This is a genomic window from Rhodococcus sp. (in: high G+C Gram-positive bacteria), from assembly GCF_049299235.1.
Lineage (GTDB): Bacteria > Actinomycetota > Actinomycetes > Mycobacteriales > Mycobacteriaceae > Rhodococcus.
Map to the genome: position 1 here is coordinate 15,087 of NZ_JBAQXC010000019.1, position 14,405 is coordinate 29,491.

Sequence of the window (14,405 nt, forward strand, 5' to 3'; positions counted from 1 at the left end):
AAAATCGAGCACATGACTGCCGCCATGTCCGATGATCTGCTCGCCTACGACGACGTGCTCGCGACGTTCGAGCCCGTGATGGGCATGGAGGTGCACGTCGAGCTGCACACCGCCACCAAGATGTTCTGCGGCTGCCCGACCGCGTTCGGTGCCGAACCCAACACGCAGGTGTGCCCGGTGTGCCTCGGCATGCCCGGTTCGCTGCCCGTCGTCAACCAGGCGGCGGTCGAATCGGCGATCCGCATCGGCCTGGCCCTGAACTGTTCGATCACCCCGTGGGGGCGGTTCGCGCGGAAAAACTACTTCTACCCGGATCAGCCGAAGAACTACCAGATCTCGCAGTACGACGAGCCGATCGCGACGAACGGCCACCTCGACGTCGTCCTCGACGACGGCACCACCTGGCGGGTCGACATCGAACGTGCCCACATGGAAGAGGACACCGGCAAGTCGCTGCACGTCGGCGGCGCCACCGGTCGTATCCACGGTGCGAGCCATTCGCTGCTCGACTACAACCGTGCCGGTGTGCCGCTCGTCGAGATCGTCACCAAGCCGATCGTCGGCGCCGGTGAACGCGCCCCCGAGGTGGCGCGCGCCTACGTCACCGCGCTGCGCGATCTGCTGAGATCCCTCGACGTGTCCGACGTCCGCATGGACCAGGGGTCGATGCGCTGCGACGCCAACCTGTCGCTCAACCCGATCGGCGCCGGCGAGTTCGGTACGCGCACCGAAACGAAGAACGTCAACTCGCTCAAGTCCGTCGAGGTCGCCGTCCGCTACGAGATGCGCCGCCAGGCCGCGGTGCTCCTCGCCGGCGGCGAGGTCATCCAGGAGACCAGGCACTTCCAGGAAGGTGACGGCAGCACCTCGCCCGGTCGCCGTAAGGAAACCGCCGAGGACTACCGCTACTTCCCGGAGCCGGACCTCGAGCCGGTCGCGCCGAGCGTCGACTGGATCGAGGAACTGCGCGGCACACTTCCGGAACTGCCGTGGCTGCGCCGCGCCCGCATCCAGGCCGAATGGGGTGTGTCCGACGAGGAGATGCGCGACCTCGTCAACGCCGGCGCCCTCGACCTGGTGATCGCGACCACCGAGGCCGGTGCGCCCGCCTCTGAGGCCCGGTCGTGGTGGGTTGCGTACCTGACACAGCAGGCCAACACCCGTGAGGTCGAGCTCGCCGACCTGCCCATCACCCCGGCTCAGGTCGCGAAGGTCATCGCGCTCGTCGCCGACGGCAAACTCACCAACAAGCTGGCCCGCCAGGTCGTCGACGGTGTCCTCGCCGGTGAAGGCGAACCCGAGCAGGTCGTCGCCGCCCGCGGACTCGAGGTCGTGCGCGACGACTCGGCGCTGCAAGCCGCCGTCGACGCCGCGCTCGCCGCGAACCCCGACATCGCCGACAAGATCCGCTCCGGCAAGGTTGCTGCGGCAGGCAAGATCGTCGGCGACGTCATGAAAGCCACCCGTGGCCAGGCCGATCCGGCGCGGGTCAAGGAACTCGTCATCGCCGCGTGCAGTTGATCTTCGGCCGCTAATGTAGCGGTGCATGGACGCTGCCGTCGCCACCTCGTTGTTCTGGATCGTCGTGGCGGCGGTGGTTGCCCCGGTCGTCGCGGGTGCCGTCCCGCGACGACTGATACCGGAAGTGGTGCTGCTGCTCGTCGCAGGGGTCGTCATCGGCCCGTTCGCCCTCGACATCGCACAGGTCGACGGTGGAATCGAGATGCTCCGCGAACTCGGCCTGGGACTCCTGTTCCTGCTTGCCGGATACGAAATAGACCCGGCCGAGTTGCGCGGTCGCGGCGGTCGCCGCGCGCTGATCACCTGGTGTGTCTGCATGGCGTTGGCCCTGACGACAGTCGCGGCTCTGGGCGCGGCCGGGTTGGTGCGCGCCGAAGTCGCCGTCGCGATCGCGTTGACGTCGACCGCGCTCGGCACCCTGCTGCCGATTCTGGTGGATCGGGGAATCGTCGACACCCCACTCGGGCGGTCGGTGCTCAATCACGGTGCCGTCGGCGAGTTGCTGCCGGTGATCGCGATGGCGACATTGCTCGGTGCGCGCGGCGCGATCGGGTCGCTGCTGGTGCTCGCCGCATTCGCGCTGGTTGCGGTGATCGTGGCGGTGCTGCCGTCGCGCATCCTGAAGGAAGGGTCGCAGTTCCTGTCGTTCGTGCGCCGCACGTCGGTGACCACGGCGCAGACCTCCGTCCGGTTGACGATGCTGCTGCTCGTCGGTCTCATCACCCTCGCGGTCGTGTTCGACCTGGACGTGATCCTCGGTGCGTTCGCCGCGGGTTTCATTCTGCGCCGGGCGATTCCGGCCGGTGATGCACTACTCGAAACGAAACTGGACGGGCTGGCCTACGGGTTCTTGATCCCGATATTCTTCGTGACGTCCGGGATGGCGATCGACGTGGGTGCCGTCGTGGGTGCGCCCGGTGTGCTCGCGGCTTTTCTCGTGTTGCTGATCCTGGTGCGGGGCGTGCCGGTGTTCGTGGCCACCCGGTTGGACCGCTCCGCCGGGTTCGGTACGTCCGAACAGCTGCAGATCGCGCTGTATTCGACGACGGGGTTGCCGCTCATCGTCGCGGTCACCGGGGTCGCGGTCGCGGCGGACGAGATGACCAATGCCAGTGCGTCGATTCTCGTTGCGGCCGGGGCGATCACCGTGCTGATCCTGCCGATGATCGCCGGGTTGCTTCGGTCCCCCGATCGAACGAGGTCGGTGAGTTCGACCGACGTGGAGCGCTGAACTCGGGTTGCCTATCCGAGAAGTTGTTGCACCACTCGTCGTGCTCGGGTAGCGGGTTCCGGCGATCCGGTGATTCCGGCAGCGACCATGCAGCCTTCCGCGAGAAGGTATGCGGCGTCGGCTGTCGTCGACGACGCGCCCGCATCATCGGTGAGATCGCTCAGATAGTCGCGCAATCGTGCCTTGTGTCTCCGGGCCGCATCGGCGATGGCCTCGGAGGTGCCGCCGAGTTCGCCGTAGGCGTTGGTCCACGCGCATCCGCGATGGCCGGCACCCGAGAGCCATACCGAGAGCCAGTCGAAAACGGCGAGCAGGCGCCGGTCGGGTTCGGTGTAGCGGTCGACGTAGTTCGCAAGTTCAGCGTTCCAGCGGTGGTCTCGGCGGTCCAGCATGGCGACGGCCAATGCCTCCTTGCCCGGGTACAACGCGTAGATCCGTTTGAGTGACAACCCGGATGCTTCCCGGATCTCGTCCATTCCGACGGCCTGGTAGCCACGCTCGTAGAACAGCACCTCGACGGCGTTGAGGAGCGTGTCGTGTGCAGCGTCAGTGGTTTCGGGGGTGGATCGGCTCGACGGGGGCATGTGCGTACGGTTCCTTCCTCGCTTTTCGACCCTTGCGCTTTGACGAGAGAACGGTCGTTCCCTACTATACGGAATCGATTCGAGAACGATCGTTCTCGTCGAGTGGAAGGACCGGTCCTGTCACGATGGCAACCTTTGTCTCGGTTCTGAGTAGCAAGGCCCCGCCACGGCCGACGCTGGGGACACTGCTCGTCGCGGTTGCGACGGCGTCGATCGCACTCTGCGTGCTGGTACTGCTCGGAATGCTCAGCGGCCACATTCTGCTCATTCCGCCGATGGCGGCGAGCATGGCTCTCGTCGCGGGAGCGCCGGGCCTTCCGCTGTCTCAACCACGCAATGTCATCGGCGGACAGGTGATCTCGGCATCGGTCGGCGTGCTCGTCGGGTCAGTCGACCATTCACTGTGGGCAGGTGCGGTCGCCGGCGGCGTGGCGCTGGGAGCGATGCTCGCAACACGCACGTCGCATTCCCCGGCCGCAGCGACCGCTGTGATCGGGGCACTCACCGTCGACGGGCACACGTCGTTCGTTGTCTGTGCGGCACTCGCCGCAGTCGTTCTCGTTGCGGCGGGCTGGACTCGCGCGAAGGTGACACGCTCCGCGTATCCCGCCTACTGGTGGTGACGCCGGTCCGGACACGGCGTATGCGCACCGAGTCGGCCGAGGATACGAACCCCGGCGGGGTGCCGGTGCTGTATCCCGCACGGAAAACTCGTTCGCGTGCGGTGTGCATCGTCGCATACCGTACCCGGATGAAACACGCCTGGATCGTCGATCTCGACGGAACACTCGCGCTGCGCGGCGACCGGAACCCCTATCGGTGGGATCGAGTCGGTGAGGACGAACCGAACATACCCGTAGTCGTGGCGACACAGGCGATTGCCGCGCACCCGTCAGCACCGGCGGTCATCCTCGTCTCCGGGCGCGATGAGTCGTGCCGGCGCCAGACGATCATGTGGCTCGACGCGCACGACGTTCCGTTCGATGAACTACACATGCGGCCGTCCGGTGACGGAAGGCCGGACGACATTCTCAAAGAGGAGATCTATCGCGTCGCGATCGCAGGTAGATTCGCTGTCGTCGGCGTCATCGACGATCGCCGCAAGGTGGTCCGGATGTGGCGTCGCCTCGGGCTCGTCTGCTTTCAGGTCGACGACGGCGAATTCTGAAGTCTGTGGTGGTAATCCAGCCTACGGTAGGTCGCCGAGGCGGTGACTTCTCTCTGTTGCGCGCATCCCGCCGGCGCTGAGCGCGATGAACGCGATCGCCACCGGAGCGATTCCTGCGACGACGAAAATCGTCTCGGTCGGGACGACGAGCGACAACGGCCCGGCGACGGCGATCGAGATGGGCATGAACGCGATGGAGACGAAGAAGTCGAGGCTCGCGACCCGCCCGATCATCTCGAGCGGCACCAATCGTTGCAGCAGCGTTCCCCAGACGACGACCCCGGCGCCCGTGGCAGCCCCGACGGTGAACAGCGCTGCGAGCATCACGATCAGGTCGGTCGCGAAGCCGAGCACCACCAGGGGAAGGGTGCCCCCGCCCCAACAGAGAAGCATGAACGTCAAATAGCGCCGCGGAAGCTTCAACGACGACACGGCCAGGGAACCGACGGCGCCACCGATGCCGTAGGCGGCCAGAAGGAAACCGAATGAGGATTCGGCGTCCTCGAAACGGTCGCGGGTGAGGAGCGGCAGGAGCACTTCGATCGGACCCTGAATGATCAGCGCAAGCGAGGAGCCGAAGATCAGCGTCCACAACAGCCAACGCGTGTGTGCCACATATCCGACTCCGGCGCGGAAGTCCGCCCACATGCTGGTGCGCTCGCCGGGCAGAACCGGTTCGGTCGACTCGTCGCGTCGGCTCAGGAACAGCATGATGACGAACGCGATCACGTACGAGGCGGCGACGATGGCGGCACCCGCAGCAGGAACGAACGCACCGACGATGATCCCGCCGAGCGCGGGGCCGAGCCCCTGCCCCATCGAGGGGCGGAGCGCACCCTCGAGGCCGTTCGCGGCGAGCAGTTGCTCCGCCGGGAGTACTTCGGGCAGGTACGCGCTGTATGCCGGGTAGAAGAACGCGCTGCCTGCGCCCATGACGAACGAGGTGAACGCCACATGCCAGAGTTCGATCATTCCGGTCAGGGACATCACCGCCATTGCGGTCATCACCGCCGCGGTGCAGCCCTGCACGGTGATGAGGATGCGCCGCTTCGAGAAGCGATCGGCGACAACGCCACCGACGGTCGAGAACGCGAACAGTCCCAGGCTCATCCCGGTCGCAACCGCCGACAGTGCGACGGGACTGTCGTCGAGAGCGAGCACCTGGAAAACCATCACGATCGTCCACATTCCGGTGCCGAACACCTCGATGGCCACCGCGGCGAAGAGTAACCGGTAGTCCCGCGTGGCCAACGGACGGAGGGCACGTACGCGGTCCAGGGGCCGGTCGCTCATACCAGCACCTCGCCGTCGGTCACGGCGGTCAGATCGAGACGCGGCCACGCGCCGACGTCTCTGAGCAACTGCCGGTCGTGAGAGGAGAGAACGACCGCTGCCTGAGTAGCTCCGAGCGCGTCGGTGAGTTCGTCGACGAGCGCGACGGAGAGATGGTTGGTGGGTTCGTCGAGCAGCAGGACATGGGGTTTCGTCGCGATCACGAGCGCCAGATCGAGGCGGCGCTGCTGCCCCATCGAGAGTTCGTCCACACGTTTGCTTGCTTCGCGTGGTCGTAGGATGCCGAGCTGAGACAGCCCGATGCACTCCGAATCCCGCAGTGTTCCAGCGGTGACCAGCGCATCGACGTGCCGGGCAAAAATTTCGCTCGCCCGGCGGGCCGGTGGCAGCGTCGTCTCCTGCCGGAGGAAGCCCAGCCGCGTGCCCGTCGGCATGGTGACCGAGCCGGTGTCCGGTACGAGTTCGCCCGCGGCAACGGCCAACAGCGTGGACTTGCCAGCCCCGTTCGGTCCGGTGACGACCAGACGTCCACGATGTGAAAGGTGAAGAGACACAGGCCCAGCGAGCCTTCCTGTGACGCGCACACCGTCGACGCTCAGAAGTGTTACGCCGGTCCGGCTGGGTAACTCCGGGAACCGGAAGATCTGCGGCGGCTCCGGCACCGTTACAGCGTGCGCTTCGAGCGCTTCCCGACGGCGGTGCACGTTCTGCACGAGACCGCCCGCGCGTGTCGCTCTACCGTGCTTGTCGGTGCCCTTCTCCGGCCGCCATCCCGACACGAGCCGGTTCTGTGCCGTGCTCAGGTTGTCCTGCAGGCGTTGCCGTTCGGTTTGCTGCCGGTCGTACTCGCGTTCCCAGCGTTCCCGCTCGGCTGCACGCCCCTCGCGATAGCCGGTGTAGCCGTGACCGTAGACGCGCGGACGACCGTCCGGCGTGGGATCGAGGTCGACGATGGTCTCGGCCAGGTCGGAGAGCAGAGCCCGGTCGTGACTGACCACCACGACACCGCCGTCGCGGGCTCGGAGCCGATCGGTGAGAAAGTCGAGACCACCACTGTCCAAGTGGTTGGTGGGTTCGTCGAGGAGCAGGAAATCGTCGTCGGCTCCCAGTAGACAGGCCAGGCGTACTCGGTATCGCTGACCCACAGAGAGGTCGGCGAGTCGCCGGGACCGGTCGGTTTCGGCGTCCAGCGCATCGAGTGCGACCTGCACTCGGCGTTCGGCATTCCACGCGTCGAGGGCTTCGGCGTATTCGAGTGCGGCGGCGTATTCCGCTGCGGCGGTGTTTATGTCGGTGCTGTCGGTGCTGTCGGTGAGGGCATGTGCCGCGGCGTCGAGTGCGGCAAGAGCCGCGAGCGGCTCGGCAATCGCGTCGTCGACGGCCTGCCCGACGGTGCGGCTGTCGGCGGCGTCCATTTCTTGTTCGGCAAGGCCGAGCGTGCCGATGCGCTGCACCGATCCGCTGTCGGGAGACAGGGTGCCCGCGAGGACATGCACGAGAGTCGACTTGCCTCGGCCGTTTTCGCCGACGATCGCGATGCGCGATGCGGGAGGGACGACGAGATCGACATGGTCGAGAACCGGGGTGACCCCTCGGACGACGGTGACGTCGGAGGCGATGAGCTGCGCACGACGGCGCGCGGGAACACGGTGTGTGGGGGTGAGCATTCGAATCCTTCGAGTGGGCGCACCTCGTGCCATGAGACGTGGAGGTACGCGAAATGACGGCAACCGTGGGGTGTGAAAACCACTGGGTGTGAAAACCGCTGGGTGTGAAAACCGCTGGGTGTGAAAACCACAACCAGCCGCGGGCTCGGAGAAACTCAACGAGCGCGGCAGGCGCAGTCAGCCGTCACAGGAAGTACAAATGCATGCCGTCCACTGTAGCGCACGGCGGCTGCAGCGCAAGCAGCGGAATGGCGCTCGCTATCCGGTCGGTCATGTAGAAGTTCGTTGAGGTACGACTCACGGAGTGGGCATGCCACCGTTCACATGCACGGTCGAGCCGATCACATAACTCGATTCCGGTGACGCGAGGAACACGTACGCGGGTGCCAGTTCGGTGGGTTGACCGGCGCGTCCGATCGGGGTGCTCTGGCCGAACTCGGGCAGCTTTTCCGTGGGCTGGCCGTCCGTCGGCTGGATCGGCGTCCAGATGGGGCCCGGTGCAACCGAATTGACCCGGATACCTTTGTCTGCCAACTGGGTCGCCAAGCCCTTCGTGAAGTTGTTGATCGCGGCCTTGGTGGAGGCGTAGTCCAGCAGCAGGGGAGACGGCTGGTATGCCTCGATCGAGGTCGTGTTGACGATCGTGCCGCCGGCGGGCAGATGCGCCAGAGCGGCGCGGGTGACGCGGAACATCGCCAGAATGTTCGTCTGGAACGTCTTGTCGAGTTGGTCGTCGGGCAAGTCGTCCAGACTCGTCGAGACCACCTGCTTGCCCGCGTTGTTGACCAGAATGTCCAGACCGCCGAGCTCTTCTGCGGCCCGATCCACTACCTGTTTGCAGAAGTTCGTGTCGGTCAGATCTCCCGGTATGGTCACGGCTCGACGCCCGGATTCGCTGATGATGCGAGCGACATCCTGCCCGTCCTTCTCCTCTGCGGGCAGGTAGGTGATGGCCACATCGGCGCCTTCACGGGCGAATGCGATCGCCACTGCGGCGCCGATTCCAGAATCCCCGCCCGTCACCAGGGCTTTACGACCCTCGAGACGTCCGGTGCCCCGATAGGAATATTCGCCGAGGTCGGCTCTCGGCTGCAGTTCGGATTCGAGGCCCGGCTCGGGCTGATGCTGCTCGGGCGGTTCGATCACCGGGTACCGGGTTACCGGGTTCTGGAAGTGGAGTTGGTCGGTACGGGTGGTGTTCAGATCGTCGTCAGCCATGTGCGTGCCCTTCTACGTCGTGTGTGCGGCCCCTCATGCGGGTTCCTGCGGTCCCTGGTTGTGCCGGCCCCGCACGTCCGGATCGTCACCGGTGTGCACTGCGTACCCGGGCAGCCCGGAAGGGAAACGGCGGAAAAACGGTCGGGTGCTGTCAGTCGGGTGTTGTGGGCGGGGTTTCGTTGGCGCACCGAACGGGAACGCGTCTCGGATGAACGAGCAGAGGAGCAGCAACGTGCATGCCGACAGATTCGATCAATTGATCTCGGCGCAAGGGCCTTTCGCATCCGTCTATTTCGACGACACCCACGACACCGAGGATGCCGCCAAGAAACAGGAATTGACGTGGCGTTCGTTGCGTGAGCAACTGACAGACGCCGGCGCCCCCGATGCGGTTGCCGATATCGTCGAGCAGGCGATCAACGACAGCCCGCCCGCGGTGGGCCGCAGTGGGCGAGGACTGATCGCGAACGCGGAGCGGGTTCTGCTCGACGAACACCTGTTGAGGCCGCCGCCGGTCACCGAAGCCCGATTCTCCGCCCTGCCCTATCTGGTGCCCATTCTCGAGCACGGCGTCGGCGGCCCGGCTCGCTTGGTGGTGGCCGTCGACCGACAAGGCGCCGACATCACCGTCGAAGATTCTCAGGGGCGGTCCACGCACACCGAAACGGTCGAGGGCGGGGAGTATCCGGTCCACAAGGCGGCCGGGGCGGAAACCGCAGGCTACGGAGACCCGCAACCGGTCGTGGAGGAAGCGATCGGCCGCAACATCAGGGTGGTCGCGGACCGCGTTGCGGCCCTCACCCGCGAGTACCCGGTCGAGCCGATCTTCGTGGTCGGCGAGGTGCGCGCGCGCACAGAACTCCTGGAAGCGTTGCCCGAGCACGTACGGGAACAGTCCGTAGAACTCGAGGTGGGGTCGCGCGCCGCCGGTTCCGACGCTGCGGGTTCCGAAGACGACGTCGCCGGGGCCGTCGCGGAAGAACTGACCCGCCGGCGGCTCGAGGTGATGGACGACGCCGCCGAACGTATCCGCGCGGAAGAAGGCCGCGGGTCCGGTTTGGCGGCGGAAGGGCTCGAGGCCGTCGGCGCGGCTATTCGTGCCGCGAGCGTCGGCACTCTCGTCATCGGGGACCTCGGTGACCGCACCGTGCTGGTGGGCGATCAGCCGACGTGGGTGGCCACCGATGCCGGCCAACTTTCCGAATTCGGGTCGAGCCACGCCGACATCCGGCGAGCCGACGAGGCGCTGCCGTTCGCCGCTCTCGCGACCGGCGCGGCGGTGATCCGGACCGACGAGCGGATCGCGCCCGCGGACGGGTGCGCCGCCCTGCTCAGGTACGCATGAACGTACGCATGAACGAGAGGAGAATATCGTGACCGAACCGCATGACACCCCCAACCTCGACGACGTCATCGACCCGACCGAATCCGCGCCCCGGGACCGGCGTGAGCACGGCAAATCACCCGACCGGATCGACGACGACTACCTCGAATACCGCACCGAGCAGGAACGTATCGCCACCGGACTCGAGAACTACGACCCGGACCACGTTCCGCCGGCGACCGAGTAGCCCCCGCTTTGTAGCCCCCGCTTTCGACGCGGAGGAATGCCGCGCTCGGGGACCCGATGCGGGCGCATCTCGATCCGGGGTGAAGAACGGCGAGTTTTCGGATTCGACGATTCGTGTCGGAGGGCCGAGTTAGTATTCGAACATGCATTCGAGCGGAGCGGGACGAGAGTCGGCCGAGGCGCGGCTGACCGCTCTCGACTCGGCCGTCGAAGCCCTGCTCGGAGAAGACCTTTCGACACTCTCGGACGACGACATCGTCGACGCGCTACACCGGGTGGAAACGTCGCTGCGGAAGGCATCGGCCCTGGGCGATCGGCTGGTCGTCGAATCGGTCGAACGATCGATTCCGGGTACGCTCGCCTGCCGTTCCGCCAACGACTTTCTGATCGGCATCTTGCGGATCTCCGCATCGGACGCGGCACGGCGGGTCAAGCGCGCCAAAGAAGTCGGCACCTGGCACATGCTGGGAGGCGACGAGCACGAGCCGGAACTGCCCGCGACGGCCGCCGCGCAGCGCAGCGGCGCGATCGGCCCGGATCACGTGGCGGCGGTCGCGCAGATCATGCGGAAGATGCCGCACGGGGCCGGGTTCGACGAGATCGCCGTCGCGGAAAAGATCTTGGCCGACACCGCCTGTTCGGTCACGCCGGAGGACGTGACAAAGCTCGGGGTACATCTGCTCGCGCACCTGAACCCGGACGGCGACGTGCCGGACGAGAAAGAGCGCAAGCGCAGGCGCGGGGTACGGATCGGCAAGCAGGGCGCCGACCTCATGACCCCGATCTCCGGGCTGCTCGATCCCGAGACGCGGGCACTGCTCGAGCCGATGCTGGCCAAGCTCGCCCGGCCGGGGATGAACAACCCCGACGATCCCGAATCCCCGTCCGGGGACGTCGATTCGCCGGACCTGGACCGGACGGCCCTCGCGAAGGCCGCGTCCCGCGACACCCGGACGGTCGCGCAGCGCAATCATGATGCGCTGAAAGTCGGCCTGCGGCAGATGCTGTCGTCCGGCGTGCTGGGCAGCCACCGAGGTCTGCCGGTGACGGCGATATTCACCGTGTCGCTGCAGCAACTCGAGGAGGCGTCCGGCGTGGCGACCACCGCGACCGGCGGCCTGGTGCCGATCCGCGATGCACTGCGCATGGCCGAGAACGCACACCCGGTGCTCGCGGTGTTCGATCACAACGGTCGGCCGTTGCATCTCGGGCGCGCGAAACGGCTCGCGTCGGTGGATCAACGGCTCGCACTGATCGCCGCGTCCCGTGGCTGCACCCGGCCCGGCTGCGACGCACCCGCCACAATGTCTGCGGTGCATCACATCACCGAGTGGAAGGACGGCGGACCCACCGACATCACCAACGAAGACCTCGCCTGCGACGCCTGCCATGCGCTCGTCCACGACGGGCCGGGCGGCTGGCGCACGCGAGTCGCGGGGGCCGATGCGGAATATCCCGGCCGGACCGAGTGGATTCCGCCGCCCCACATCGACCCGGAACGGAAAGCCCGGGTCAATCACCGTCACCACCTCGGCGATCTGCTGGCGGCGGCGTTGGCGCACTACCGCGCGCGGCGGGAGTCGGAACTACGCGAACACCGGCGACGGTGGCTGCAGGAACCTGCCGGGGACGGGGATACGAGTGACGGCGACGTTCCGTAGCGGCACATGGAACCTGCTGTCGCTACCTCGGTGTTCTGGATCATCGCGGCAGCCGTGGTTGCACCACGCTTCGCCGGAACCGTGCCACGCAAGTGGGTGCCGGAAGTAGTGCTGTGAGATCGCCGTCGCCGCTCCACGCGGACCGCGCTGCTGGGTGTCCTCGACGATATCCGTGGCGACATCGCAGCGTAGGGGGCTTCATGTGTCACATCCGGTCGGTGCGGCTCCACCGGCATGACGTCGAGGCGCGGGAGGCGCTCGGAGGATCGGACCTAGGGCAGACCGAAACCTGGTCTGTCGCACGCGGCGACATCAGTCGTGTGTTGGGAGACAGCGCCGGGAAACTCCTGCCAGGTGTCATATAGCCGAGGCTTTCAGGGCACAGACGGCGACGTGCGAACCAGTGTGCGTTCCTTCAGTGATTCGGCTGCCGACATCGGATCGACGATGCGGGCCGAAAGGGTTCGGCGGGCGAGTGCTTCGGGCAGCGCTGCAGAGAACTTGAGTCCCTGTAGCGCACGCTTGTCGACCACTGGCAGCGGACGCTCTCCGGTATGCGCTCGCACTGCTGCGAGTTCGCTTCGGATGTCCTCGACCGCCAGGTCGCCGTGCAGTCGGATCGACTCGGCTCCGATCCGCTGACGTGGGGGAACGAGGTTCGGAGCCCACGCAGCGAGGGTTCGGTTGGCTTTCGCTCCGGCCCACGTCCACCACCGCCAGTCGTCGTGATCGTCGCGGGCGATGATAAACGCACCGTCGATGACGTGGTCGGCGCGCTGCAGGCGCACGTCGTCGAGGGTTGCCACGGCCCGGCGGGTGAGCGTCACACCGGCCGGCAACGCACCGAGCAGCACGTCGCGGACGCCGCGGGTGATCTCGAAGGAAGCACCGTCGGGGAGCGACATCCATTTCGCGCGGCCCGCGAGATCGGTCGTCTCGACGAAGACCTGTCGGCGCTTCCAGTCGATGTGGGTGACCTTCCACGACCGTCCGCCGAGCAGTAGGACTCGTGGTCCTTCGATGTCGTCGGTGAGGACGCTGGTCTCGACGGAACCGATCTCCTGTCGTCCGGCGAGCACCGTGAATTCCGGTGCGGCGGTGAACACGGCGAGCAACTCCATGAAATGCCGACGCCCGAAGTGCTTCTCCGCTTCCGGCCCGATGAAGGCGGTTCCCGAATCGTGTTCGAGGAAGCCTTCTTCGAGGAGATGGTCGAAGATCTCCTGGCCATCGGTCCCGAACAGCGGCAGCGAGCCCCACGTGTTCTGCCATCCGGTCAGCGGAACACGTCGGGTCTGCAGCGCAGAGGCGAGGATCTGCTGTGCCGCGATGTGACGGGGCTCCGGTGTCGCGACCACAGGTTCCACCCAGCCGGTGGACCAGCACTGCAGCATGCCCAACGTGCTCAGGACCGCCTCGTCGGTGACGCCGAGGAACAGGCAGTTGCGGATGGTGCCGGGGCGCCGACCGGTGCGGCCGAGGCGCTGCAGGAACGACGAGACGGTGCGTGGCGCGTTGATCTGGATGACCCGGTCGAGGTCGCCGACGTCGATACCCAGTTCGAGGGTGGAGGTCGCGACGATGACGCAGTCGCGAGCCTCGGTGAACGCCTGCTCCGATTCGCGCCGTTCGGCCGCGGACAGCGACGAGTGCGACACGAACGTGGTGATGCCGTGGCCGCGGAGCATGGTTCCGAGCTCTTCGGCGAGCCGCCGCGAGTCGACGAACACCAACCGTTTCTCACCGGCATGCAGTGCCGCAACGACCTTGGCGGCATTCTCGACGCTGCCGACGGAATCGACGGTGATCTCGGGGACCACCGCGCTTCCGGCAACGTCCGGCGCGATCACCCGACCGGGCGCGGAATGGCCGCCCTGCAACCAGCCGAGCAGTTCGTCGGGATTGCCGACGGTGGCGGACATGCCCACGCGCTGCAACTTTCGGCCGAGCAGCGATTCGAGGCGGGCGAGGACGGCGAGTAGATGCCAGCCGCGGTCGTCACCGGCGAAAGCATGGACCTCGTCGACGACGACGGCCCGTACACCGCCGAGCACGGTGGCCGCATCGACGCTCTCCGACACGAGCATCGATTCGAGCGACTCCGGGGTGGTCAACAGAACGTCCGGTCGATCCCGCTTGATGCGGACACGGGCGGACTGTCCGACATCGCCGTGCCAGGTCTTGGCATCGCGACCCATCCACGTCGCGTACTCGGCGATCCTCGGCTGGAGGTTGTTGAGTAGCGCCTTGAGTGGACACAGGTAGAGGACCGAGATCCCATGCCATCGCTGTTCCTGCATCCGGGTCAGGATCGGGAATATCGCAGCCTCGGTCTTACCGCCGGCGGTCGGCGCGAGCAGGATCGCGTCCGATCCCGCGGCGATCGGAGCGACCGATTCGTCCTGCAGCGGTCGCAGACCGGGCCACCCGAGCGAGTTGACGATGTGATGCTGAAGGACAGGGTCGAGCAGATCGAATCCGCCCATCAGCAC

Annotated in this window: 12 protein-coding genes; 7 read left to right on the forward strand and 5 right to left on the reverse strand. The window is 66.6% G+C overall.

Annotated features, from left to right (window positions below):
* Positions 1-12: 12 nt before the first annotated feature.
* Both gatB and WAX14_RS01335 read left to right on the forward strand, forming a co-directional pair.
* Entirely contained in the window at positions 13-1,521 is a 1,509-nt protein-coding gene (gatB, locus tag WAX14_RS01330) for an Asp-tRNA(Asn)/Glu-tRNA(Gln) amidotransferase subunit GatB (protein ID WP_422626296.1), read from the forward strand.
* A gap of 25 nt (positions 1,522-1,546) precedes the next feature.
* A complete protein-coding gene (locus tag WAX14_RS01335; protein ID WP_422626297.1) occupies positions 1,547-2,752 on the forward strand; it encodes a cation:proton antiporter in 1,206 nt (401 codons plus the stop codon).
* An 11-nt stretch (positions 2,753-2,763) separates the two neighbouring features.
* Here WAX14_RS01335 and WAX14_RS01340 read toward each other — a convergent pair whose 3' ends face one another.
* On the reverse strand, positions 2,764-3,336 hold the full coding sequence (locus tag WAX14_RS01340) for a TetR family transcriptional regulator (RefSeq protein ID WP_422626298.1): 573 nt from the start codon (positions 3,334-3,336) through the stop codon (positions 2,764-2,766).
* A 125-nt stretch (positions 3,337-3,461) separates the two neighbouring features.
* Between WAX14_RS01340 and WAX14_RS01345 the strand changes: the two genes are divergently transcribed.
* Positions 3,462-3,959, forward strand: coding sequence for an HPP family protein (locus WAX14_RS01345; RefSeq protein ID WP_422626299.1), 498 nt, complete (start codon positions 3,462-3,464; stop codon positions 3,957-3,959).
* Between the two features lie 128 nt (positions 3,960-4,087).
* Entirely contained in the window at positions 4,088-4,504 is a 417-nt protein-coding gene (locus tag WAX14_RS01350) for a polynucleotide kinase (RefSeq protein WP_422626300.1), read from the forward strand.
* 21 nt (positions 4,505-4,525) lie between these two features.
* Here WAX14_RS01350 and WAX14_RS01355 read toward each other — a convergent pair whose 3' ends face one another.
* The 3 genes from WAX14_RS01355 to WAX14_RS01365 form a co-directional block, all read right to left on the reverse strand.
* Positions 4,526-5,797 (reverse strand): MFS transporter, encoded by a 1,272-nt coding sequence (locus WAX14_RS01355; RefSeq protein ID WP_422626301.1) that lies wholly within the window; start codon positions 5,795-5,797, stop codon positions 4,526-4,528.
* Positions 5,794-7,464, reverse strand: a complete 1,671-nt coding sequence (locus WAX14_RS01360) for an ABC-F family ATP-binding cassette domain-containing protein (RefSeq protein ID WP_422626302.1) — start codon at positions 7,462-7,464, stop codon at positions 5,794-5,796. Before WAX14_RS01360 ends, WAX14_RS01355 begins: the two co-directional genes overlap by 4 nt.
* A 297-nt stretch (positions 7,465-7,761) precedes the next feature.
* Positions 7,762-8,682, reverse strand: a complete 921-nt coding sequence (locus tag WAX14_RS01365) for an SDR family oxidoreductase (protein ID WP_422626303.1) — start codon at positions 8,680-8,682, stop codon at positions 7,762-7,764.
* Between the two features lie 232 nt (positions 8,683-8,914).
* Between WAX14_RS01365 and WAX14_RS01370 the strand changes: the two genes are divergently transcribed.
* From WAX14_RS01370 to WAX14_RS01380, 3 genes are all read left to right on the forward strand, one after another.
* Positions 8,915-10,027 (forward strand): hypothetical protein, encoded by a 1,113-nt coding sequence (locus WAX14_RS01370; RefSeq protein ID WP_422626330.1) that lies wholly within the window; start codon positions 8,915-8,917, stop codon positions 10,025-10,027.
* 28 nt (positions 10,028-10,055) lie between these two features.
* Positions 10,056-10,253, forward strand: coding sequence for a hypothetical protein (locus tag WAX14_RS01375; protein ID WP_422626304.1), 198 nt, complete (start codon positions 10,056-10,058; stop codon positions 10,251-10,253).
* A gap of 142 nt (positions 10,254-10,395) precedes the next feature.
* A complete protein-coding gene (locus WAX14_RS01380) occupies positions 10,396-11,913 on the forward strand; it encodes a DUF222 domain-containing protein (protein WP_422626305.1) in 1,518 nt (505 codons plus the stop codon).
* 374 nt (positions 11,914-12,287) lie between these two features.
* On the opposite strand, the gene WAX14_RS01385 is transcribed toward WAX14_RS01380, so the two are convergent.
* Positions 12,288-14,399: a DEAD/DEAH box helicase gene (locus tag WAX14_RS01385; RefSeq protein ID WP_422626306.1), complete on the reverse strand. Its 2,112-nt coding sequence runs from the start codon at positions 14,397-14,399 to the stop codon at positions 12,288-12,290.
* Positions 14,400-14,405: the final 6 nt, after the last annotated feature.

Excerpts from the sequence above, each read along its gene's own strand:
- gatB (WP_422626296.1), top strand. The coding sequence starts at position 13 with ATGACTGCCGCCATGTCCGATGATCTGCTCGCCTACGACGACGTGCTC.
- WAX14_RS01335 (WP_422626297.1), top strand. The coding sequence starts at position 1,547 with ATGGACGCTGCCGTCGCCACCTCGTTGTTCTGGATCGTCGTGGCGGCG.
- WAX14_RS01340 (WP_422626298.1), bottom strand. The coding sequence starts at position 3,336 with ATGCCCCCGTCGAGCCGATCCACCCCCGAAACCACTGACGCTGCACAC.
- WAX14_RS01345 (WP_422626299.1), top strand. The coding sequence starts at position 3,462 with ATGGCAACCTTTGTCTCGGTTCTGAGTAGCAAGGCCCCGCCACGGCCG.
- WAX14_RS01350 (WP_422626300.1), top strand. The coding sequence starts at position 4,088 with ATGAAACACGCCTGGATCGTCGATCTCGACGGAACACTCGCGCTGCGC.
- WAX14_RS01355 (WP_422626301.1), bottom strand. The coding sequence starts at position 5,797 with ATGAGCGACCGGCCCCTGGACCGCGTACGTGCCCTCCGTCCGTTGGCC.
- WAX14_RS01360 (WP_422626302.1), bottom strand. The coding sequence starts at position 7,464 with ATGCTCACCCCCACACACCGTGTTCCCGCGCGCCGTCGTGCGCAGCTC.
- WAX14_RS01365 (WP_422626303.1), bottom strand. The coding sequence starts at position 8,682 with ATGGCTGACGACGATCTGAACACCACCCGTACCGACCAACTCCACTTC.
- WAX14_RS01380 (WP_422626305.1), top strand. The coding sequence starts at position 10,396 with ATGCATTCGAGCGGAGCGGGACGAGAGTCGGCCGAGGCGCGGCTGACC.
- WAX14_RS01385 (WP_422626306.1), bottom strand. The coding sequence starts at position 14,399 with ATGGGCGGATTCGATCTGCTCGACCCTGTCCTTCAGCATCACATCGTC.